Annotated in this window: 20 protein-coding genes; 9 read left to right on the top strand and 11 right to left on the bottom strand. The window is 41.0% G+C overall.

Translation table 11 applies throughout. The features are described from left to right. Positions 1-4: 4 nt before the first annotated feature. Complete coding sequence (gene nei, locus QNI29_RS20455) at positions 5-832, top strand: endonuclease VIII (RefSeq protein WP_231419485.1); 828 nt, start codon at positions 5-7, stop codon at positions 830-832. A gap of 51 nt (positions 833-883) precedes the next feature. Here nei and QNI29_RS20450 read toward each other — a convergent pair whose 3' ends face one another. The 7 genes from QNI29_RS20450 to QNI29_RS20420 all read right to left on the bottom strand — a co-directional run bounded on the left by QNI29_RS20450 (position 884) and on the right by QNI29_RS20420 (position 8,729). Next, a complete protein-coding gene (locus QNI29_RS20450; RefSeq protein ID WP_231419486.1) occupies positions 884-1,258 on the bottom strand; it encodes a hypothetical protein in 375 nt (124 codons plus the stop codon). A gap of 23 nt (positions 1,259-1,281) precedes the next feature. After that, positions 1,282-1,797 (bottom strand): acyl-CoA thioesterase, encoded by a 516-nt coding sequence (locus QNI29_RS20445; protein WP_231419487.1) that lies wholly within the window; start codon positions 1,795-1,797, stop codon positions 1,282-1,284. A gap of 257 nt (positions 1,798-2,054) precedes the next feature. Continuing rightward, positions 2,055-2,936 (bottom strand): LysR family transcriptional regulator, encoded by an 882-nt coding sequence (locus tag QNI29_RS20440; RefSeq protein ID WP_231419488.1) that lies wholly within the window; start codon positions 2,934-2,936, stop codon positions 2,055-2,057. Positions 2,937-3,049: 113 nt separating this feature from the next. Beyond that, positions 3,050-4,549, bottom strand: a complete 1,500-nt coding sequence (locus QNI29_RS20435) for a Na+/H+ antiporter NhaC family protein (protein ID WP_231419489.1) — start codon at positions 4,547-4,549, stop codon at positions 3,050-3,052. A 268-nt stretch (positions 4,550-4,817) separates the two neighbouring features. After that, positions 4,818-5,438 (bottom strand): response regulator, encoded by a 621-nt coding sequence (locus tag QNI29_RS20430; RefSeq protein ID WP_231419490.1) that lies wholly within the window; start codon positions 5,436-5,438, stop codon positions 4,818-4,820. Continuing rightward, on the bottom strand, positions 5,416-6,771 hold the full coding sequence (locus QNI29_RS20425) for a sensor histidine kinase (protein WP_255688837.1): 1,356 nt from the start codon (positions 6,769-6,771) through the stop codon (positions 5,416-5,418). The genes QNI29_RS20430 and QNI29_RS20425 overlap by 23 nt, the downstream gene beginning before the upstream one ends. Positions 6,772-6,935: 164 nt before the next feature. Further along, the gene (locus QNI29_RS20420) at positions 6,936-8,729 is read right to left on the bottom strand and encodes a methyl-accepting chemotaxis protein (RefSeq protein ID WP_231419492.1); all 1,794 of its coding nucleotides are present in this window, start codon (positions 8,727-8,729) and stop codon (positions 6,936-6,938) included. Positions 8,730-8,918: 189 nt separating this feature from the next. On the opposite strand from QNI29_RS20420, the gene QNI29_RS20415 reads away from it, so the two are divergent. After that, entirely contained in the window at positions 8,919-9,893 is a 975-nt protein-coding gene (locus tag QNI29_RS20415) for a Gfo/Idh/MocA family protein (protein WP_231419493.1), read from the top strand. Positions 9,894-10,027: 134 nt separating this feature from the next. Further along, entirely contained in the window at positions 10,028-10,930 is a 903-nt protein-coding gene (locus QNI29_RS20410) for an aldo/keto reductase (protein WP_231419494.1), read from the top strand. A 54-nt stretch (positions 10,931-10,984) separates the two neighbouring features. Here QNI29_RS20410 and QNI29_RS20405 read toward each other — a convergent pair whose 3' ends face one another. Further along, positions 10,985-12,331, bottom strand: coding sequence for an MFS transporter (locus QNI29_RS20405; RefSeq protein WP_231419495.1), 1,347 nt, complete (start codon positions 12,329-12,331; stop codon positions 10,985-10,987). Between the two features lie 230 nt (positions 12,332-12,561). Between QNI29_RS20405 and QNI29_RS20400 the strand changes: the two genes are divergently transcribed. From QNI29_RS20400 to helD, 5 genes are all read left to right on the top strand, one after another. Continuing rightward, the gene (locus QNI29_RS20400; RefSeq protein WP_231419496.1) at positions 12,562-14,133 is read left to right on the top strand and encodes a sensor domain-containing diguanylate cyclase; all 1,572 of its coding nucleotides are present in this window, start codon (positions 12,562-12,564) and stop codon (positions 14,131-14,133) included. 45 nt (positions 14,134-14,178) lie between these two features. After that, the gene (locus tag QNI29_RS20395) at positions 14,179-14,820 is read left to right on the top strand and encodes a transporter (RefSeq protein WP_231419497.1); all 642 of its coding nucleotides are present in this window, start codon (positions 14,179-14,181) and stop codon (positions 14,818-14,820) included. Positions 14,821-14,940: 120 nt separating this feature from the next. Beyond that, a complete protein-coding gene (locus QNI29_RS20390) occupies positions 14,941-16,677 on the top strand; it encodes an ABC transporter ATP-binding protein (protein ID WP_231419498.1) in 1,737 nt (578 codons plus the stop codon). Then, positions 16,658-18,460 carry an ABC transporter ATP-binding protein gene (locus QNI29_RS20385; protein ID WP_231419499.1) on the top strand — a complete coding sequence of 601 codons (1,803 nt, stop codon included), beginning with the start codon at positions 16,658-16,660 and terminating at the stop codon, positions 18,458-18,460. The genes QNI29_RS20390 and QNI29_RS20385 overlap by 20 nt, the downstream gene beginning before the upstream one ends. A 114-nt stretch (positions 18,461-18,574) precedes the next feature. Next, positions 18,575-20,875, top strand: coding sequence for an RNA polymerase recycling motor HelD (gene helD / locus QNI29_RS20380; protein ID WP_231419500.1), 2,301 nt, complete (start codon positions 18,575-18,577; stop codon positions 20,873-20,875). Between the two features lie 75 nt (positions 20,876-20,950). Here helD and QNI29_RS20375 read toward each other — a convergent pair whose 3' ends face one another. After that, positions 20,951-21,418, bottom strand: a complete 468-nt coding sequence (locus tag QNI29_RS20375) for an IDEAL domain-containing protein (RefSeq protein WP_231419501.1) — start codon at positions 21,416-21,418, stop codon at positions 20,951-20,953. A 183-nt stretch (positions 21,419-21,601) separates the two neighbouring features. Then, complete coding sequence (locus QNI29_RS20370; protein ID WP_231419564.1) at positions 21,602-22,279, bottom strand: lipase family protein; 678 nt, start codon at positions 22,277-22,279, stop codon at positions 21,602-21,604. Positions 22,280-22,470: 191 nt separating this feature from the next. On the opposite strand from QNI29_RS20370, the gene QNI29_RS20365 reads away from it, so the two are divergent. Beyond that, entirely contained in the window at positions 22,471-22,785 is a 315-nt protein-coding gene (locus tag QNI29_RS20365; protein ID WP_231419502.1) for a hypothetical protein, read from the top strand. A gap of 308 nt (positions 22,786-23,093) precedes the next feature. Here QNI29_RS20365 and QNI29_RS20360 read toward each other — a convergent pair whose 3' ends face one another. Continuing rightward, positions 23,094-23,927: a CAP domain-containing protein gene (locus tag QNI29_RS20360; protein WP_231419503.1), complete on the bottom strand. Its 834-nt coding sequence runs from the start codon at positions 23,925-23,927 to the stop codon at positions 23,094-23,096. Positions 23,928-23,996 lie beyond the last annotated feature (69 nt).

Raw genomic sequence — 23,996 nt, 5'->3', positions numbered from 1 at the left:
GAAAGTGCCTGAGGGACCGGAAATCAGAAGAGCAGCAGATGAAGTGGAAAAAGCGCTTCAAGCTTCACCTATATTAGAAGTATCATTTGCGTTTGAGGTGCTTCAGGAGTATGAGTCTCTATTTACCAATAGTGAAGTGATTCGCGTGGAGACGAAGGGGAAAGCGATGGTGATTCGCTTTAATAATGGATATACGATCTATTCGCATAATCAACTTTATGGGAAATGGTATGTTCGGGAATCTTATAACTACCCTAAGACCAATCGTCAACTTCGATTAGCTATTCATAACGAGAAGAAATCCGCTTTACTGTATAGTGCTTCAGATATCGAAGTTTTAAGAGATGAGGAAGTGGATCAACATCCATTCTTATCAAAAGTGGGACCCGATCTATTAAATGAATCGATGACAACTGAAGGCTTAGTGGAACGGTTTACATCCACGCGTTTTAGGAAAAGAAAATGGACTTCTCTATTGCTAGATCAAACGTTTTTGGCGGGAATCGGAAACTATTTGAGAAGTGAAATTCTCTTCTTTGCAGGGATTCATCCAGATTTACGGCCAATGGACTGTACGGATCTTCAAATTAAAAGAGCTGCTGAAGCTGTCCTTACATTGATGCAGCGTTCTTACAAAACGGGTGGAATCACCGTGGAGCCAGAGCTTGCAGATCGTTTGAAAGAAAAGGGAGAGAAACGGTCGCAATATAGACATTACGTGTTTAACAGGGCAGGGAAGCCATGCAGAGTGGATGGTACAGAAATTATGAAGATCACTGCCGCTTCAAGGCGATGTTATTACTGTCCCACCTGCCAGGCAAAGCAAGAATAAAAAACGTTACTGGAGAAAGACTCTTTACCCAGTAACGTTTTTCTTTTCCTATTAGGCTGTTGCGATGGACGGACCTACAAGGCTTTCTGGTGACTCTCCAAGAGCAAGGAGACTGATTTTGGTATAGCCAATTCCTTTATAATGATCTAATAGGTTCTCAAGCTTGTCCATTTGTGGATGTTTTCTTAAAGTGTCAATTTCATGTTGGTACAAGTTCAGAACGGACTCTTCAATAAAGTCAGGAGCACATTGACGCGGATCTTCCTGCAGTAATAGGCAGCCCATATAGTCATAACGAAGCTGCAATTGTCTGGTGAGTTGGATTATATGAATAAATTGTTGAAAAAGCTCTTGTTCAGCTTTTCTTAATGTGTTTAAATCTTCGCTTACTTCACGTAGTTGCTTCAGGCTTGCTGCTTTGATCATCCTTGATTCCTCCTATCCTTTATTTACTCATCCCAAGGTTTTTCTAACGTTATATATTCAGCGAGTTCTTTACTCTTTTCTCTACGTTTTTTTCGTGCTTCAGCTCGTTCGGTGGCTGAGCTATATAAGAATTTTTCTTCTTCTGTTTCAGGAATCACACTAGGAACTTTTACAGGCTTCTTATCTTCTCCTAACGCTACGAAGGTAAGAAAAGCGGTAGCGGCGACTTTTCGCGTGCCCTCCATCATATCCTCCGCAATGACTTTGCAAAAGATCTCCATTGAGCTATTCCCCGTGGAACACACAAAGGACTCTACACAAACGGAATCTGTCTGACAGATAGGATGTAAAAAGTGAATGGAATCAGTAGACGCTGTGACACATTCTTTTGCTCTTGAATGACGGCGGGCAGACAAGGTTGCACACCCGTCGAGTTTTTTCATTAACACGCCACCAAATAAAGTGTCGTAGTTATTTAAATCACTTGTAAGCACTTGATCCGTGTTGACGATGCGACTTTCTTTAGCTCTTTTTTCCATAGCTCGAAATTCCTTTCTAACAATCTATGATCAGCTCAGATTGACATGTCTTTCTGAAAGAAGGATTGATTTCTTCTATACATCTAGTGTAAAACCGTCCCAATTGGAAGTAAAATGGGCTTTTTGCATCTTAACCATTGATGAAATCTATGAAACGGCTTACAAACATGAAAACTATGCATAGGCCCGAGTTGAGGGAATGGTTGATCTTTTAGGAGAAACTCCTATAAAACAAAGAAAAGCTTAGAGCCAGGGCTCTAAGCTTTTAGAATTGTATGAGTGAAATTGATCCATTCCTGTGCTGCATGAGATAGATGGTGACTTGGGTTCCATATAATATCTAGTTCCCAAGGTATAGATGGCTCTTGAATAGATATGGAGCATAGATCCCGGTGTTGATTCTTTATAATGCTCTCAGGTAGGAGGGTGACGCCTAGTTTACAAGCGACCATTTCTTCAATAAAGTCCCACTGTGAACTTTCTGAACGGACTGTAGGTTCAAAGCCAGCTTGGCGGCAAGACTGTACAATACGCTCACGCAGAACAAAATCTTTATTAAATAATATAAATTCCTCGTTTCGTATATCATTTAAGGATATTTCCTGGTGTTTGGCTAAAGGATGAGAATGGGGGACAATTAGTTTTAGCTTTTCTTTGCTGAAGGTAAGGTGTTCAAATGTATGATCTTTTGTAGGGAGAACCACAATCCCAATATCAATTTCTTCATTCCGCACTTGTTCTTCAATTTTCTTCGATCCATGTTCAATGAATTGAAAGGTAATATGAGGATACTTATCGTGAAATTGACTGATCATGGTGGAGAAAAAGGTCGAGTCCATAATAGGCGGAAGGCCAATTCGCACTTCCCCTTTTTTGAGTTCAAAGAGTTGGTCAATTTCTACCTCTAGATCCTGGTAAGCTGCGTCGATTACTTTAGCTTGTTTTAAGATGACTTTTCCTGCATCCGTAAGGGTTAATTTCTTTCTGGACCGATCAAACAATATTACCCCAAGATCCTCTTCTAGATTTTTAATCATTTTACTGATCGTTGGCTGTGTTAAGTACAATTCCTCGGCTGCGCGTGTGAAGCTATTGAAACGAGAGACGGCTATAAAATATTGCAAATGCTTGATATCCATTTAAACCACCTTTAATCTGTTAAAGAATTGGGAATATACTGTTAGTCTATCGTAAAATATAGAAAAAGAGAATGCGCTATAAAAACTCCTACCTTAAGGCAGGAGTTTTCTTTTTACATAATAAATCCGGTAACAAGGAAGAGCACAGAGGCCACCCCGGCTGCTGTAAGGGCATACGGGAGTTGCGTGTTGATGTGGCTCATATGATCGCAGTCTGCTCCGACGGATGACATAATGCTCGTGTCAGAGATTGGGGAGGTATGGTCTCCAAGCGCTCCGCCTGAAAGGACAGCAGCTGCTGCTAAAATCGGATCCCCTCCGGTCGCAAGCATTAACGAAACACCAATTGGCATCATAATCGCCCACGTGCCAAACGAGGTTCCCATAGAGAAAGCTACGAATCCGGATAAGATAAATAATGACACGGGGACCATAGATGTCGGGATGACTCCACCTGCAACTTCTTCTATGAAAGCAGCTGCGCCCGTTCCCTCAGGAGCTGTTGCACGCATAATATCTCCTAATGTAACGGCTAAGATAATAATGATTCCATCGAGTATAACGGTTTTACTTCCCTCAAATAACTCATTTAAAAATGTAGCCGGACTCATTTTCTTCGTAAGCGTATATTGGATAAACGCTGTCAGAATGCCTAAAGAGAAACTGATTAATAACATTTTATTTCCATCGAGCGGAAGCTTTTCAATGGAGATGAAATAAGGAAGTGTGTAGTTCCATAAACCAAGAAAGACAAGAGTAGCAATCGTAACCCCTAAAGGAAGAACCATATCCATTGGAGAGGCATGGTCATTTCCATCTGTAGTAGCAGCCATTTCAGCTTGTGCTGGCTGCTTTTTTGAGCGGGTCGCTTTTGTCTTTCGAGCTCGCTCTTCTGCTTTCTTCATCGGACCGAAATCTTTAATCTTACCAAAGGCAAATAGGAACACCATGATTAGAATCACAATGTTATAAAAGTTAAAGGGAATCGTCTTTGCGATGCCTAGTATTGGATCATCAACGCTAGGGATATTATCGACCATTAAGGCCCCCATAAATGCAACCCAACCTGATATGGGTACAAGGACATTAATCGGGGAGGAAGTAGAATCCAGGAAAAAGGCAAGCTTCTCTCGAGAAATGTTCATGCGGTCATAAATTGGTTTAAAAACCGTTCCCGTTGCTAACGAACTGAAGTAGGCGCTAGTGAAAAGGGAACTACCCATAACCGCTGTGGAAACTTGAGCTCCTTTCTTTCCTTTTACTTTCGTAGCAATCCAATTTCCAAAAGCATAAGCTCCTCCTGATTTGTTTAACACGCCTATAAAAGCTCCTAACAGGAAGACAACGAGAATTAACTCTGCTCTTCCGGCTCCTTTTACGATGCCCATCCCTCTAATTCCTTCCTCAGGATTAGCGGGGTGCCCAGCGATCGCGCCAAATAGGTTTACGATCGAGTAAAAGATTGAATGCAGTACACCGTTTGCTTGTATATCAATCATTACCGTACCAACTAAAATCCCTGAAAGTAGAGATGGAATGACCCTTTTAGACCAAATGGCTAATGTCAGGGCCACAACTGATGGTAGTAATGATAGAATTCCGAAATGTTCCATAATCGTAAGGCTCCTCTCGTGATGTTTGAATTATGATAATTGCAAGATAATTCGTATTGTAACGAGCTTTTGTCGAATAATGAAACAGAAAAAAATGAAAAAATCCCTCGGATCAACGTCCGGGGGATGGGATTAGTAGATTTGAATGTAGGTAAGGGTGAGTTTTGGGCTGCTCCGGCCCCACAGGAAGTGGGGGGCGGTGTTGCCGCAGGACGCGGCGTTCTTAACCGAACTTCCTCTATTCGTTTAACAAGCCCCCTGCGCTTTTCTAGAGGGTATACCACTGATACAATTTTTTCGGTCTTCCTATTTTTTGGTGGCTTACGACTTGTTTGACTTTGCCCTCTTCTAATAAGTGCATGACATAGCGGTAGACGGTTGGGTAGGCGAGGTCTACTTTTTTGGATATTTCGTCTACAGAGGTGGGGTCGGTTTGTTCCTTTAAATAGTCCTCTACATACGATAATGTTCCTTTGCTGATTCCTTTTGTGCTATAAACATTGTCGTTTTGGTTTTGGCTTTCTTTAATATTCGAAAGTTGCACGTGGAGCTGAATTCTTGAAATCATGTCCGGTGCTTTTACGGGTTTGAGGGCGAAGTCTGTTGCTCCTTCTTTAAGGAATTGATCGGCAATTTCCTGACGCTCATCTACCGTTAACACTAAAATAGGAATGGAAGAGTGAGTCTTTCGAATTTCTTTAACAGTTTGCAAACCGTCCATTTCCGGCATATGGTAGTCAACGAGTATCAAATCGAAGGAAGCTTTTCTAAACAGCTCTACACCTTGTTTGCCGTTTTCTGCTGTTTTTGAGTCCCATCCTGCATGGTTGCAGATTTCGCTTAACATATAGCGAAGGGAAGAATCGTCATCGATGATTAGAATGTTCATAGCTTACACGCTCCTTTGGCAATCGGATCCAGAATAAGGTTCCTTGATTTTTTTCACTTTCAATATGTAGGGTGGCGTCATGTTCTGTAACTACGTTTTTAACGAAAGTCAGGCCGAAGCCAGGATGGCTTTTGGTGCTAAAGCCAGGTTTCCATATCTTTTGTTGCTCTTTCTTTGGAATTCCTTGGCCGTTATCTTCAACACCGAGCCAAATTTCCTCCCCGTGTGCTTCCGTTCGGATAATAACATGGGCATCTTCAACCCCGTCTACAGCATCACAGGCATTATCAATCAAGTTGACCATCGCCCGGGTCATGCGTATTTTGTTTACAAGGACTTCAGCTTGTTCATCTGCATGTAATTCAAAATCGAAGGAAATGGCCGCATAACTTAATTTGTTGGCTCTGATGTATTCGATTAAACGCTTCATACTGCACCAGTTTTTCTTCTCATCATACAGAATCTCAGATACCATATTGCTGGTAGATTGAATAGATTCTGAGATTTTATCCGTATAATCGAGGATCTCTTGGTTCTTCGTTTTCATTTGAATTAATGAATTGAGTCCTTCGATCAGAGCGAGCGGGGTTTTTAAGTCATGAACTAGATGAAGAGCCTCTCGTCCTGATCTTGATTCAATCATTTCCCCTCTGGCGCGATTTAGGTCTTGTTTGATTTTCCACTTTTGAGCAGAGACCGCTAAATAAACAGCTAACATCACTGCATTGATGACGAATATCGAACAAAGGACAATGCTATAGAAAGAAAGAGTAGTTCCAAATTCCAGAGAAACCGCAATGTCTTTAAGTTCAGATGAGATCGCTCCACCACCGAAGCCATATGGAGTTAAAAACGTAACGGTATCAAGCCATTGATAGCCAAACAATAATTGAGCTAAAACAAATGATTTAAGAACAGGTCTTAGCTGATCGCGGCTTAACATGTGCATCAATACGATAGATAGTAAGATCAAGAAAGCAGGGCCACCGAAATCGTAATTGACGGCGCTGTAAGAATTGATCGATGCATATACCAATGGGATGACTACGAAAGGAACCGCTACTTTTAGCCAGGGCTTCTCAAACTTCCTGCCAAGTATATCTCCTAATAATAGCGCTCCAAGATAATGTGGGAGCGCACGTATTGTGTTTAACATAACAAGTGTAAAAGCGGTCATCATAAGCGTACTGCCAGACGGGTTGTTGTCTAAATCCTCCATCGCAGACGTCAGTCCGACTACATCAACGCTCAACCATAATGGCATCGTGATTCCCATCAAGATGAGAGCAATGGTTGTCCAGATACTCCATGATCTGAGCACAGAATCCTTCATAGATAACTCCAATCTTTAACATAATTGGTCATTCAACCTTTTACTTATTTTACTATAAGATTCTGTATTTTAAATATGTTTTGTGAATTCGAATAAGAAAAAGTAGACCTTAGCTAAAGGTCTACTTTCAATAGGCAACATAAAAGAGAAAATCCTCGTATATGTTAGTCAACTTTAGTTTGGAATGCGGAGGCAAGCTCTTGTAGTTCATAGGCTGATGTAGCCAATGCTCTTGTTGCAGCAGAAACTTCTTCCATAGAAGCATTTTGTTCCTCAGCAGCACTCGCCACTTCTTGTGTGAACCCACTCGTCTGAGACGTGATAGCGGTAACGGTGTCCATGGTTTCAGATAAAGAGTCGGTGTTCTTATTCATGTCTACTATAGAAGTTGACATTTCATTCATGTCTGAGGCTAGGTGGTGAAAAGCAGTTGAGATGTTCGTAAATACATCACCTGCACGATTGACTAAGCTCGTCCCTTCATGAAGTGCTTCTTCTCCTTCATGCAAGGAGGAGAGAGTGTCATGTGTTTTGTTTTGAATATCCTGAATAAGAGATTGGATCTGCTTGGTAGATTGATTTGACTGCTCTGCTAGTTTGCGAACTTCGTCAGCAACTACTGCAAATCCTTTGCCATGTTCACCAGCACGTGCTGCTTCAATAGCTGCATTAAGAGCAAGTAAATTTGTCTGCTCTGCAATATTGGTAATAAGAGAGACAATGGAGCCAATTTCTACTGATTTTTCATTGAGTGTATTCATCATCACAGTTGTTTCATTTGTATTCTGGTTGATTCGTTCCATTTGGCGGATCGCCTTTGTTATAATTTCCTGGCCTTGTTCGGATTCTTGGGATGTCTGTTCTGTTGTATGGGTGATTCTAGAAGTGCGATCAGCAAGTGCACTTGAATCTTTCGAAAGTCGTTTCATATGTTGTGCGGCTCCATCAATCTTGTCTAATTGGTCATCGGCACCTGAAGAAACGTGTTGAATTGAACCCGCAATTTGTTCGGCTGCTGTTGAAGTTTCTTCAGCATTGGCGTGCAATTGTTCTGAAGATGCTGCTACCTGTTGGGAGGTAGCTACCACGCTAGAAATTAGATTCCTTACATTTGTAACCATATGGTTGAAGCTTGTTGTGAGTTGGCCGATTTCATCTTTCCGTTTGGTTGGTAAATCTTCCGTTGTTAGATCCCCTTTAGCTACCTGAGACATCCCTTCTTGAACAGCAGATAAGTCTTTAGAGATTCTAGTGAAATAAAAATAAATAACTATGATGGCTAGAATAAGAGAAACGGCTGTTATGATTAACGTGTTGATCAACACATCTTTACGAAGAATTAAAGCCAACTGATGCATATCAAAATCCAGTCCGACTACTCCTTGTATCTCACCATTTTGAGTTAAGGTTTTTGCTAATGTAATAGTTGATTTCCCTGTTCCGGTATCAATATAAGGATCAGTCCAGATGACTTCCCCTTTAGCTTCTAAGGCTTTCTTATACCAATCGGTAGACCTTGGATCGTATTGATTTAGGTTAACCTCTTTAGGGGGAATGTTAGAAAGGTAAAAGGCTCCCTCATCTGTACCCAAATATAAGTTTAACGTGTATTCGTCATTTGCAGCTTTGTCTTGCAAGTACTCTTCGTAAAAGGCCGTTTTTACAGGGTCGTTCTGATCGGGCATATTGGTAATAGAAGCGTTCGATTTGTTATCAAAAGAATAGCTAGAGACATCCATTTCCTCTTCGCTTGCTAAAGAAGAAAGTTTCTCCTCATAGGACTCAAAAATGGAATGAAAATCCTTATTTAGATTTTCAAGATCTCCTTTATGAATGACCGCGTATTCCAGTGCTTCAGATTTCTGGTAGGATAAGTAGCCCGTTAAAAGTAATGGTATCGTAACAATCAATACCATAAATAAAATCATTTTCCCTTTCAATGAATGTTTCCCGAACATCCCCTCACTCCTTTAATCTTATATCTCTTTTGCTTTTTATCGACAAGAAAAGAAGAAAAATCAACCTAAATGACTAAAAATTCAAAAAACAATAGAAGGATATGCTTCTAAAAGCTTTGAATATGGGAAGGAACGGGTATAGACGCTGGGAAGGAATAGCTAAAAAGAATATAAAGGAGCGGATTTTAAGTGCGTTGGGGTATCTTAGGTACAGCAAATATTGCAAAAAAAGCGTTAATACCAGCCATTCAGAGAACGGAAGGAGCTGAGGTTGTAGCTGTAGCCAGCAGCAGCGGGAAGGAGCAGGAAGTAGCGAAGCAATTTGAAATCGAAAATGCGTATAACAATTATGAGGAATTGCTAAATGACAGCTCAGTAGAAGCGGTCTATATTCCTTTACCTAACCATCTTCATAAAGAATGGGTCTTAAAGGCAGCAGAAGCAGGTAAACATATCTTATGCGAGAAGCCAGCTGCTCTACATTACCGTGACGTAGAAGAAATGATAGAGACGTGTAGACATCACAATGTGGTGTTCTTAGAAGCCTTCATGTATCAGTTCCATCCTCAACATGAGCGTGTGAAAGAGATTATCGCTTCAGGAGAGATCGGTGATGTGGAATTAATGAAGGCAAGTTTCTCCTTTAGCTTTGACCAGAGTTCCTATAACATTCGATTAGACCCAGAAAAGGGTGGTGGCGCCCTTTGGGACGTTGGCTGCTACGGAACGCACTCTGCGCTTCATTTATTAGGCAGTAAACCAGAACATGTTCAGTCAATCTCTACTGTTGATGAAGACCATGAGGTAGACGTAGCTTCACTTGTAACAATGAAACTTGAGAACGGAACACTCGTTCAAGTAGACTGTAGCTTTAACACACCTTTACGCAATGAGTATGAAATCATTGGTACAAAAGGGCGCATTACAGTTCCTCACGCCTACCGACCAGATGCGAATGATCACAATGGGATAATTCGGATCTCTACGAATGATGGCGAGCGAGAAGTAGTAGAGAAAGGTGATCAGTATAGTCTTCAAATTGAAGCATTTGAACGAATTACGAGAAACCAAGAAACGATTGACGATCTACAATTTAAAACACTTGAAAATATTAAACTAATCGATTCCATTTACCAAAGTCAAAACGGAACCGTACGAATTTAAATCCGTGCCAGACACCCTTTATCCTAATAAAGGGTGTCTGGCACGCTTTACTATGATGAAGCGCTTTCCTCGCGTTTTATGGGAAAAGGAAGTAGGATTGAGTGGTATATACATATTTGAAGGGAGCATCACTCATGGAACGTATTCAACTAGCCGAGGATTTATCTCTGTCCCGAATTGTACATGGACAATGGAGATTGGCGGACTGGAAGTACTCAAACGAACAGGTGGTCGAATTAATCGAACAGTGTTTAGACCTAGGTATTACGACATTTGATCATGCTGATATTTATGGAAGTTATACTTGTGAACCATTATTCGGTGAGGCGCTGGCTCTTAAACCAGAGCTTCGTGAAAGGATGGAAATTGTAACGAAGTGCGGGATTGTTCTTGAATCAGAGAACCGTCCTGAGCATAAATCTCACCATTATGATACAAGCAAAGCCCACATCTTGAAGTCTGTTGAACATTCTTTAGAAGCGTTTGGAACGGATTATATCGATTTATTACTCATTCACAGACCAGATCCATTTATGAATCCTAAAGAAGTCGCAGAAGCTTTTCGTGAATTGAAAAACGGAGGGAAAGTTCGCCATTTCGGCGTATCGAACTTCAAGAAGCATCAATTAGACATGCTTCAGTCATTTGTAGATGTTGAACTTGTGACCAATCAAATTGAATTGTCACCTTATAACCTTGAAAACATTCATGATGGGACACTAGATACGTGCATGGAAAAACGGATGGCCCCTATGGCCTGGTCTCCACTTGGTGGAGGAGATGTATTCACTAGCGATAGTGAGCGTGCCGTTCGCCTGCGAACCACCCTTGAAAAAGTGGCAGGAGAAGTTGGAGGTGAGGGAATCGACCAGGTGATGTATGCTTGGTTACTTGCTCATCCAGCACATATTATGCCGATTGTTGGTTCAGGTAAAATAGAACGTATTCAAACGGCTGTAGCTTCACTTGATCTATCCCTTTCAAAAGATCAGTGGTTTGAGATCTATACCAGTTCTCAAGGGTATGATATCCCATAAACCATAAAAAAGCTGTCCCTATAAAGGGACAGCTTTTTACATAATTATTGATCGTTAATTGGTTTGAGTAGATTTTTTTACCATTTGCCAGAAAATTAGACAAGACAAAATCATGAGGACAAGGATAAACAGGAAGGTGTTCTGGAAAGATTCAACAGAATATTGCTGATCTCCAAATTCTAAAAAGAATCCTGCTAATACGGGCCCTGATGCTGAGCCGACAAATTGGATAAGCTGTTTGAGGCCGATCCCTGATCCGATAAGGGCTGATGGAAGGAAACGGGACACTTCATTTGTAGAGCTTGAGGAAAGGCTTGAAAATCCAAAGCTTGTAAACATGTAACCAAACATAATCATATATTCATTAATCGGAGATAGGAAATAAAAGATAACGGTCGATGCTGTCAAAAGCACATGAGCGAGAAGCATGATGCGAATATTTCCGTATCGGTCGATTAATCGTCCTACATAGACAGCTGCTATTGCTGAAAGGAACGCTCCTGGAAAGATAATTAATCCTACCGTTGTCGGATTCTTATCGTATACATTTTTCAACATTAGAGGCATGAGAACAAGAATGGCAAAGTGGGTGGTAAAGCCTAAGTAACTCATATAGACAATTAAACGATACGACTTATTTCGAATCAATTCAGGCTGAATAAAAGGGGACGTTTTCTGATTTAAGTGCCACCATAATCCGCCTATGAAAACCAGACCAATCACCAGGTAATACCACGTAATCGTAGAGATAAACAACAGTAGAGCTGTAACCGATAGCCCGGTTAATACAGCACCGATTTTATCAAACTGTCCTGGTTTGGTCTCTTCTTTCGGTAACCTCTTATTTAGTATAGGTAAGACCGCTACGACTAGTAACGTGAAGACGAATAAGAAATTCCAACTTAAATAATCTGTGATCGCCCCTCCAAATACGGGACCAAGTCCAAAGCCGAGTGAGGAAGCTGAAGCGATAAAAGCCATGGCTCGTCCTCTGTGGTGGCCTGGTACAAAGCGGCCGGCATAGACATAAGACAGTCCTGGAATGGCGGCTGCCCCTGCGGCTTGCAAGAGACGCGCAATCATAAGCCAGACGAAATTCTGTGTGAAATAGCCGAATATTGATGCTGAGGCAAACAGAATGATTCCAATGATCAACAAGCGTTTCAAAGGGATGTAATCACTTAGACGAGTGTAGGAAATCGTAAAGATCGCGAGTACAATCGAATATCCTGAGACAATCCATGCTCCTTGAGACGGGGAGAGGTCAAAATCTGTAAGGACATTTGGGAGGGCCACGTTAAACATTGTGGTATTCATAACAACAAGCCATACAGCAATACTGAGAATGAGAATGGTCTTAAAGTATCCTTGTTTGAAAAGCGGAGTTGATTCCTGTTGCATATCTTTCCTCCTATATTAGGTTTAGTGCTTTCGATACTCGAAGTACTCTATCATAAACGGAAGGGAATGAAAACGAATATGCATGAGCCTTATTCGTAAGGTGAATGTGAGATTAGTAGATCTTTATGCCTATTATTTGGTTTGAAAAAAGCGTTTTGAGTTAATTATATGAGTAATTCATGCTAATCTAAATATAATGAATGAAAACTAATGAAGAGAAGTGTGTTTGTATGACTGTCGAATCGACTATAGTAAGTCTCTTTGTCTACTTAATTCCGTTCTTATTTCTGTTTTATATGGCCATTGAGGTTCTGCTTAGAAATGTCCAAAGTAAGATCCATCGGCTGGCCAGCTTGATTGTTCTGGGATATATGTTGTTGTTCTTAGAAGAATATATACGTCATTTACTCCCCATTCAATATAGTGCCCCCTTAGTCGCATTTTGGTTTGGTAATGTAGGTGCTCTCCTTACAAGCTTCGGTTTTCACTTTGTTGCTGAAGTGACGTCCTTCAAATACCGAATACCCGCCCGCTTACGTCCATATATTTATTATGTACCTGTTTTATTTGTTCTGGTAACCGTACTCTCTGTTAGCAATGTGTTCAATAGCAGTAACTTTGTGCAGCAAGGAATATGGAAGTTACCCATCCATAATGTTCCTTACTTTGCATCAATTACAACTGGGAATATATTAACCCTTTTCTTTATCTATATGATTGTCCAACAAAGGAAAGTGGTTGATTCCTTAGAACGAAAACGGATCATGGATATATTGTTATATTCGTTTGTGTTTGTTTTAGGATGGAATATCGTGTTCGGTTATATAGATTTTGGTCCGTGGTTACCCCCTCATCCTTATATCTTTGCCGGAGTTGTCTGGTGCTTTATGTTAAGGATGGCTATGCTGAAATATGATTTCCTATCGTCATATTCTAAACGATATGAGATTTTGTTCACCCTCAATCCAAACGCCATTCTGTTAGTAGATAGTAAAGGGATGATTAAAGAAGCGAACCCGACAGCCCAACACTTCCTAGAAGATGCGAACATAAAGAGTCGAAATGTATTTGAAGCCTATCAAGCTACGCATCAGCAGGAATGGATTGAGTTGTATGATAAAATTTTCGAAAAACGTCAGCCCGTAAGACAATTTGAAGCGGAGATTGAGAGTGTTAAAGACGGACAAATCCGTCATTTGCTAATTGACGGTGACTTCTTATTTGTTGACCAAGAGCCTTATTTCATGATCATTATCCGAAATATTACCTCTGAGAAGCAAAAGGCAGAACAAGTTTCCTTCCTTGCTTATCATGACTCGTTAACTCAACTCCCTAATCGGCGTTCTTTCTACCAATCTTTAGAAGAAAGACTTCAAGGTCATGGTCCTCTCTATATGGCAATCATTCTATTTGATTTAGATTCTTTTAAACAAGTAAATGACCAGTATGGGCATGCAGTTGGGGATGAATTCCTAAAGCATGTGGCTCAGGAAGTGACGGAATTTGTTAGCGGAAAGGGGTTTGCAGCTAGGCTAGGAGGAGACGAATTTGTTATTTGCTTGGATGAAATTCCTTCTTCTGACTATGTAAGGGGAGAAGTGAAGACCCTGCTTAAACGATTTAAGCATAATCCATATTCACGGGAGAAGATTGAAATCCCGATTCATGCAAGCGTCGGAGTCAGCTTGTATCCTGAACATGGAAATGAAGCGGATGAATTGATAAAGAGAGCAGATCAATCTCTTTATAAGGTTAAGAATGAGGGGAAGAACAATTTCCACATGCAAGGGTCCGAATTTTAATCATCGTGATATACTAGTAGCAAAGGCGATGTAAAGGACGAGAACATGAAAATCTTTAAGCGTTTATATGAAGGCATTATGGTTCTGCTTGTTATGGTTACCATAATGACATTATGGAGCGACCGCCCGTATGATTCTGTGGTGAACTGGATTGTATGGGGGATCTTTATGATAGACTTTCTAATCCGTCTGGTACTGACAAAGAATAAATGGGAGTTCGTGAAACAGAACCCCTTTCTAGTTGTTGCGGTGATTCCCTTTGACCAATTCTTTCAAATGGCACGTATTGTGCGCATTATTTATCTCTTTCGTATAAAAACCATTACGAAATATTATGTAGAACCCCTTATCAACCGACTTACCTATAAGTCTAAGATTGTTCTTTTTGGGTTAATGGCTACTCTGCTAGCCATTGAATCGTCCCTATTGTGGATGGCAGAAGGCGAAATCTCAACATTTTCTGATGCCTTCCTTATGATAGGCAGACAACTACTGTTTTTCGGGCATCAAAGTGGAATTTCGCTCAGCACGTTCTCTATTATTATGCTAGTGTTTACGTCTATCTTAGGGGTCGTGCTACATGGATTAGCCCTACAATGGATCATTGAAAAGGGAGAAAGGGTTGTGAAGGGGAGACTAAAATCCTCAGAACGCCATCAAGACCTTCAGAAAGATCTAACTAAATAAGAGAACGAAAAGGTCTGAGTACGTACGTTCACAGACCTTTTTTCTACACTATAGCCTTGTAAGGAACTGTTTTTTATCATAAACTATTTGAATATTCAGCAAACAAGAGGTGTTTCAATAATGAAGACCATCGCTTCATACATAAAGGTTTACAAAGGATCTGCAATTATTGCCCTTCTCTTAATGGTTGTAGAATTAATCGTTGAGCTACTTCAGCCTCTTATCATGGGGATCATTATCGATAGAGGGGTATTAAAACAAGACCTTTCCGCTGTAGCGGGCTGGGGAGGGCTTCTGCTAGGACTTTCCCTTCTTGCTTTTACAGCAGGAATTACAAACTCTTTCTTTGCAGCTAATGTGAGTCAGGGAGTTGCCCATAATGTACGTAAAGACATGTTTCAGAGAATACAGTACTTTTTTCCGACCCAACTTCAAACGTATTCCCTATCCACATTACTGACCAGAATGACAAGTGATGTAACGCAACTTCAAAGCCTCTTATTTATGGCCATGCGTATTATGCTTCGGGCTCCGCTCTTTATCTTATTTGGACTTGTCATGGCCTTCGTGGTGGAACCGGATCTGGCGCTTATCTTACTCCTAGTCGTCCCCTTATTACTAGGGTGTATGATCATCGTCATGACGAAGGGGGTTAAACGATTTCGCTCTGTTCAGGTTAAGCTTGATCAGGTTAATCATGTGATAAGAGAAAATCTATTTAATATGCGGTTAGTGAAAGCATATGATCGTGGAGATTTTGAACAGCAACAATTTCAAGAAGCGAATGGTCCTTTACGTAAAGCCAACACAAAGGCGCTTCGTCTGATGGAGACAACAATGCCGATGATTATGTTTGGAATGAACGTGAGCCTCATTGTCATCCTATGGTTTGGGTCTTATCAATTAAATGGGGGAGGGACGCAGCCTGGTGAAGTCGTTTCCGTTCTCAATTATGGTATGCGAATTATGTTCTCCTTTGGGGTGTTTTCTTTCTTAATTATGCTGTTCTCACGAGGGAGAGCATCCATTTCAAGAATTGAATCCATTTTAAAAGAACAAAAGGGAGAACAAGGTCAAAAGCAAACAGCCGCTTACCAAGCAGGGGACGTTACGTTTCACAATGTTTCATTTTCTTACCCTACAAGAACGAGCTACCCTGCCTTAAAGAATATTAGCTTTACAGTTCGCCAGGGAGAGATGCTCGGCATTCTTGGTGAAACAGGGGCAGGAAAAACAACACTTGCACAGCTCATCCCCCGACTTTACGGGCCAACAAGCGGACAGATTACATTTGCAGAAACGAATAGCGATGAGTTAGATGTAACAGAAATAAGAGATAAGGTGGGAGTTGTGCCTCAAGAGGCCCATCTCTTTTCTGGAACCGTAAGAGAGAATTTGTTATGGGGAAATCCAGAAGGGACCGAAGAAGATTTGAGACAGTCTACAATGGATGCTGGAATATATGAATTTATAAAAGCCTTACCGAAAGGGTTTGATACCAAAATCGGTCAAAAGGGTGTGAATTTCTCAGGTGGGCAAAAGCAGAGGATCTGTATAGCGAGAGCACTTATGAAAAAGCCCGATGTATTAATATTAGACGATAGTACAAGTGCTTTAGATGCGAAGACAGAATCAGAAATTTTAAGAAAGTTAAGCCGCCTTCCTTATACCGTATTCATTATTGCCCAGAAAATAAGTTCAGTAAAGGAAGCGGATCAACTGCTCCTCCTACATGAAGGAGAAGTGCAGGGGATAGGGACTCATAATGAGTTGCTAACAAACAATCCATTTTATCAAACGTTATACGAATCTCAGCAACAAAAGGGGGCGGGTAACTATGTCGAGAACTCCTATTAAATCTCATCCCCATGCCAGAATGGGGCAGAAACCGCCTAAAATTAATGACATGGGTGCTACTTTGAAACGAATTTGGAAGTATGTGGCTCAACATAAAGGGCTCTTTATCCTTGTGATGCTCATGGTGCTAATCAGTTCTGGTCTTTCATTAGTTGGTCCCTACGTACTCGGATTAACTGTAGACCGTGTTATTGAGAAAGTAGAGACCGGCGAATTAATACAGTTATTCATTGGCTTAGGAGCTATTTACCTCTTTCAAATGATTGCACTTATCTTGCAAAATTACTGGATGATCGGAGTCTCACAACATACTGTATACAGCATGCGTGAACATTTATTTGCCCACTTGCAGAAACTCTCACTTTCCTACTTTCAAAAACAGCAACACGGGGAATTAATGAGCCGTCTCACGAATGATATGGAGAATGTTAGCCGAACCCTGAACTCATCCATTATTCAGTTTACGACAAGTATATTAGTGCTTATAGGGACCATTGGGATGATGATTTGGTTAAGTCCCATACTAACGCTTCTTACGTTGATCATTGTTCCTGTTTTAGTTTTAGGAATGAAATGGATCACGAAACGCACGAGTATATATTTTAAGGATCAGCAACGGCACCTCGGAGATCTGAATGGCTATATTGAAGAGTCGTTAAGTGGTCACTCTATTATAAAGTTATTCTCAAGAGAGAAAGAAACCATGGATGAATTTAATGAGAAGAATGCCCAATTAAAGACAGCAGGCTATTGGGCGCAAACTTACACAGGATTTATTCCTAAATTGATGAATATGTTAAATAATGTGAGCTTTGCTATTATTGTTGGGGCCGGTGGCTATTTAGCGGTTAAGGGTTCTATTTCTGTTGGGGTTATTGTTACCTTTACGACCTACTCAAGGCAATTCACGCGGCCTTTGAATGATTTAGCGAATCAGTTCAATATGATTCTCTCTGCGGTTGCAGGGGCTGAGCGAGTGTTTCAAGTCATGGATGAAGCGCCTGAAGCAAAAGAAGGTAAGGAGTCTCGTCTTACAAATGTAAAAGGGGATGTACGTTTTGAATCGGTGTCTTTCGCTTATGAAGAGGACCAAGCCACTCTCCATAAGATTGACCTCCATGCGAAGCCTGGCGATACGGTTGCATTAGTGGGTCCGACAGGCGCAGGGAAAACAACTATTATTTCGTTACTTCTTCGTTTCTACGATCCTGATCAAGGACGGATACTCGTGGATCAAAAAGATACGAAACAAATTACGAGAGAAAGTTTACGGACACAAATGGCAGTCGTTCTTCAAGACTCCTTCTTATTTGAGACGTCCATTCGAGAGAATATACGGTATGGAAAACTTGACGCGACTAATGAAGAGGTGGAGAAAGCGGCTCAGGAGGCAAACGCTCATTCTTTCATTTGTAAGCTTCCAGATGGATATGATACGATTCTGCAATCTTCAGGCGCTAGTATCAGTCAAGGCCAGAAGCAGCTTCTCTCTATTGCTAGAGCCATGATTAAAGACCCTGCCATTCTGATTTTAGATGAAGCAACGAGTAGTATAGATACATTAACAGAGATGAAGATTAATGACGCTCTTAAGAAGTTAATGAAAGGGCGCACCAGTTTCGTGATTGCTCACCGTTTGCATACCATCTATCAAGCCGATCAAATTGTCGTGCTTCAAAATGGTTCGATTATTGAAAGAGGGACACATGACCAATTAGTTTCTCACGGTGGTTTTTACCGAAGTCTCGTTGACGTTCAATTTGGCCAGCAAGTCGTTGAGTGAAAGTATAAGGTGGGTTTGAAAAGGCTATGTTAATGGTTGTTGAGTCTCACCTTACCGAGTGAAGTTAAGAAAAAAAGATAAGTATAGAAATACATGCAGAAGGGGGAGTTTCCTGTGGATGAGCGGCAGCGAGAACAAGAGCGGGTAGACAAAGTGGTTCAAGAGATTGAACAGAAAGTAGAGGATATCCAAGAGAAAGCAGGAGATGTAAAAGAAGAGGTCATTGGCCTCCGGGAAACATTCTGGGAAGATGTAACGGTTAATATTGATGAGCCTGATGATATTATGGAAACTTACAACAGTCTCCGTCAGCAGGCCGAACTGTTAGGTGAGCGAGAGCGGAGCCATAAGCATGTCTATGATCAACTAAAAACGCTGAAGCGGATGAAGAGCTCTCCTTATTTCGGGCGGGTGGATTTCACAGAAGCCCGTAGTCAGGAGACAGATCAAGTGTACATAGGGATCTCTTCTTTAATGGACCGGCAGGATGAGAATTTCCTCGTCTATGATTGGAGAGCTCCGATCTCTAGCCTTTACTACGATTATTCTCCGGGACCTGCAGAGTACGATACACCAGAAGGGACTATTGAGGGGACTATGGATGTGAAACGCCAATACATCATACGCCAGGGAGAAATTAAAGGGATGTTTGATACCGGTGTCACGATAGGGGATGAGCTCCTTCAAGAAGTCCTTGGAAACCAAGCTAATACCCAAATGAAGAGTATCGTTGCTACCATTCAGAAGGAGCAGAACCAAATTATCCGATATGATCAACGCCCCTTTTTAGTTGTTCAGGGTGTTGCCGGTAGCGGAAAGACATCTGCAGCGCTTCAACGAGTCGCTTACCTACTCTATCGGTATCGAACGAAGATTACAGCGGATCAAATGATGCTATTTTCCCCAAATCCGATGTTTAACAGCTATGTGGCTAATGTCCTCCCTGAATTAGGAGAGGAAAACATTGCGCAGACCACCTTTCAAGAATATATGGAAGATCGCCTGCAAACGAGGCTTCAATACGAGGATGCTTATGATCAGCTAGAATATTTGCTGACGGCAGAACGCAATGAAACCTATGAAACACGCTTAGAAGGAGTCCAATATAAGGCGACGCTTCAATTTAAGGAAGATGTAGATCATTATGCAGATTCCCTTGCTAAAAAGGGATTAGCATTTAAAAATATTAAATTCCGAGGAGAAATTATCGTCTCCAAAGAGGAAATAGAGAACCACTTCTATACCCTGGATCCTTTTATCTCCATACCGAATCGTCTGGAGGAGGTAGTTAATTGGTTACTCAGTGAAATCGAAGCTATGGAGAAGAGAGAACGCTCTAAAGAATGGGTCGAGGAAGAAATTGAGTTATTGGGAAAAGAAGAATACCTAAAAATTCATCAAAAATTACAAGCAGGATACAGAGGCAATGCCGAAACATTTGATGATGCCGTACTCGAACAAAAACTGTTATCAAAGGCAATCGTTAAGAAATATACAAAACCCATTAAGCGAAAAATTCATGATCTGCAGTTCTTGAACATGAAAACGATCTATAAGTCACTATTTCAATCGAGAACTGGGCTTAGCAAAGAGGCCGCAAACCAAACAACGGATCAATTAGAACATGGCACCCTGTTCTATGAGGATGTGACGCCTTTCTTATATTTAGAAGACCTTATTAAAGGAACGCATATCTATAATCACATTCGTTATTTATTTATAGATGAGGCACAAGATTACTCCCCGTTTCAGTTTGCCTTTTTGAAAAAACTATTTCCTTACAGTCGTATGACGGTGCTCGGAGATTATAACCAAGCCATCTATGCTCATACGCTTCATGCGCCGAATCTTCTGTCTGAGGACCTTTATGAAGCAAATCGTGCAGAATATTTAACGCTTCTTCGGAGTTATCGCTCTACACGCCAAATTATAGAGTTCACAAAACAATTGATTCCAGGCGGAGAGAGCATTCAACCCTTCAATCGTGAAGGAGTCATGCCACTACTTGTGAGCACTGCCACTCAAGAAGAACATCAACATTCGCTCATTAAAGAATTGTATCGCCTTGGTGAGAAGAAGTATGAAACGATCGCTATTATTTGTAAGACGGCAGAGGAAAGTCAAAAAGCTTACGATGTCCTGGTATCTAAAGATATTCCCGTTCGTCTTATGGATAAAGACACGTACACGTTCACAAAAGGCATAATTGTTATTCCTGTGTATTTAGCAAAAGGAATTGAATTTGACGCTGTCCTTCTCCATGATGCATCCGATGAGAACTACCAGTTTCAATTAGACCGTCATCTTTTCTATACAGCTTGTACAAGGGCTATGCATGAACTATCGTTACTCACTCTTGGTGAACCGAGTCGATTTATTCGAGAAATTTCTACAGATTATTATAAGTATAAGTAAAAAATAGACCCTATCACTTCATCACGCTTCCTCAACGAGAGACCATCTCAATAAAAAGCGCTGAAGTGACAGGGGTTATTTTTGAGTTTCATGTGATACAGCAAAGTGTTCATTCATGTAGCTGCAAAGCTCAAGGAACGCTTCCTTATCGTTCTGGTCAATGGCTTCATCAATGAGTCGCATAGCATTTTGGCGCTCTAATTCATAAATGATATCACCTGATTTCTCTAAAGTAACAGGAAGTTGCTTTGTTAAATAACGATGAGCGATTGAGTGAACATGTGTTAAGAATTCAGGGATATCCAGAAGCTCTTCAATTGAAATTTGAATCATATGTTTGCCTTTTTGGAAGACAAGAATGTCTTTCGCGTTTTCAATTCGCTTTGTCTTGCGGTTCACAACAATTTCCCGACCCTCAATGGGTACAAATTGATAGACGTCTCCATCAATATGAATGGTGAAGTATTGATAAGCTAACATAATCCGGATATTCCGAGTTTCTTGCTTTACATAAAAGGGCTTCAGCGTCTTAATCGATAACATATACGTCACACCTCTCAAAGATTGATTTTTTTCCGAAGCTTATGGTCATCGACAAAAGATAGAGTGGGGGCCCCTAACTTTATATTATCTGAATATTCTAATATATTGTATGCGCGAATCTGAGGTTTAGTTATACCAAATGAAGAAGAATTTTGTACAATTTTGAAGACTAGGCGTCTGACGCTATAAAAATTGTTCAATCCCTTTCTTATAGGTGACCAGGCTATGGTTTCCTGAGATGGTTTCTGTCTGGATAGAAAACGACATCTGGGCTTTAACATGGGCATAGTACCAGACTTGCTTTGTAATCGGGCAATAAATAATGGTCGGAGGAACTTTGGTGACAACGTCGTGTACATTCACAAATCGAATGCTCAAAGGGACACGGTTTCGATAGGTGATCGTAAATTCCTTGTTACCCACGCGGGGACTAGCGTAGTTATACATCACAATCTGAGGAAACGGGGCGTGCAAGGATGCATCGAGGGCATGAAGGGTGGAAAGAGCTGCGCCAAGGCTGTGTCCTGTGATATAAAGGGTTTTGTGGGGGGATACTTTTTTATAGGCTTCAAATATCGCATCTCGACAAGAATCATACACGGTTAAAAAACCAGTGTGCACTAACCCCGCATCCTCCATATAGGGGAATGGGGTTTCATAAACGCGTGCATCAGCAATCCAGTCGGGCTCTGACTGAGTTCCTCGAAAAGCGATGATAACAGCATCGTTGCTTTCAATTATAAAACCAAACCATTCCATATCCTGAATAGAAGCGGCCTTAAAGGAATCGACTAATGTGAATCCCTTTGGAATCGCGAATAACCCTTTTTGTTTGTACTGTTCATACGTAATTTCACACATTTCCAATAAAAAAAGAGCTAATGGTTTGTGAAAAAAAGGAAGTTCTTTTGCCACGTATAAAGCCTCCCATATCAAGCTTTTATGTATCATATGGGGGGGCGAATGAGTTGGTGCAAACCCTTTTAGAGGTTTAAAAAGTGCAGAAAACGTCAATTAAACTGTACAAGACATTTTCATGGAGGGATCAAGGAATGCCAGCACAAGAACAAGAATTAAAAGATGTATATATGACAAAAAGTGGCGAGTCAATCCGATTTGCTCATGGAACATATGTCATTACTCAAGTAGATGGAAAGAAACACTGTGATTTAACGTTAAATAACGTGGATCAATATGAAATGTTCGAACATCGAAAAGAGGAAAATAAGGATGTAGAAGTAACCTTTACTACACAAGAAGGCGACAAGTTCGATGGCACACTTAATGTGAAAACCGTCAACCGCCACAACGAACAACGAAATGTCATCGAATTAGAGAGTAAAGAAGCCATTGCACAGCAAGCATAACTATATTGATCCCCCATTTGAGCATTTGGCTCAAATGGGGGATTTTTAAATGCTGCTAAGCCAGGGCGCTCTGGCAAAGTGTCAGTACTACGTCAGTACCACGCCCGAAAGCGTCAGCACCACGCCCGAAAGCATCAGGACACCGCCCGAAATCGTCAGTACCACGCCCGAAAGCATCAGGACACCGCTCCAAAACATCAGTACCCTCCCAAAAAGCGTCCGAACGCCCAGCCAAGAGACCAAACCACAAATACCCCTTACACAAAAAATCTCAGAGCTCATAATGAGCTCTGAGATTTTTCAATTCTTTATTTCTGAATAAACATTTGTGTCCAGTAAATACCCATTTCTCCGCCTTTAGCAATACCAATACCGATGTGTGTTACATTTTTATTTAAAATGTTTTTACGGTGTCCTGCACTATTCATCCACTGTTGAACAACTTTTTCTGGAGTCTGTTGACCAGCAGCAATGTTTTCCGCTGCTGTTTTATAATCCACGCCGAAGTTTTGCATCATTTCAAATGGGCTTCCGTAACGAGGAGAAGTGTGAGAGAAGTAATCGTTCTTCACCATATCCTCAGATTTCTTCTGGGCAACCCCGCGAAGTTCAGCATCTGCTTTTAAAGCAGGTAAGCCTTTCTTTTTACGTTCTTTGTTTGTTAATTCAACTACTTTTGCTTTGAAGTCGCTTTGAGCTTTTTCAGTTTGCTCTTTTTGCTGTTCAGTTTGCTGCTTTTGCTGGTTCTGGTTATTTTGATTTGGTGTTTGGTTTTGGTCAGGCTGTGAGTACTGAGTCTGTCCATTGCCATCGCCTTTACCTTGACGATATTGACGACGTTTTTCGCCGTCTTGCATGTATTGTTCAAACTGATCAGGTACATACTTCTCAACATTTTCACGCATTCCGTTCATATCTCCGCCAGGGATTGTATACTGACGCATTTCTCCTTGAACGTTAAAGCGGCCGTTGCCGTCGTTAGCGCTGTAGGAATCGCCCTTTCCCTGGTTTTCAAACGTAAGGCGTTCTACATTTGAGTTGTTAGTATCGTTTAAGCTTTCTTTCGTGTCTGTATTGTTACATGCTCCTAAAACCCCTAAAGAAAGAACAGCGGTTAGAGCATAGACTAATTTCTTGTTCATGATTATGACCTCCCTGATTTATAGGCTCTTATGTCCCATTTGTAGTATTCGCAAGGGTCAGGGAGATAT

It is taken from the genome of Pontibacillus chungwhensis (genome assembly GCF_030166655.1).
In the GTDB taxonomy this organism is placed as follows: Bacteria; Bacillota; Bacilli; order Bacillales; family BH030062; genus Pontibacillus.
Note: the sequence above shows the minus strand (reverse complement) of the source record. Positions and strands in the feature narration are given on the sequence as shown.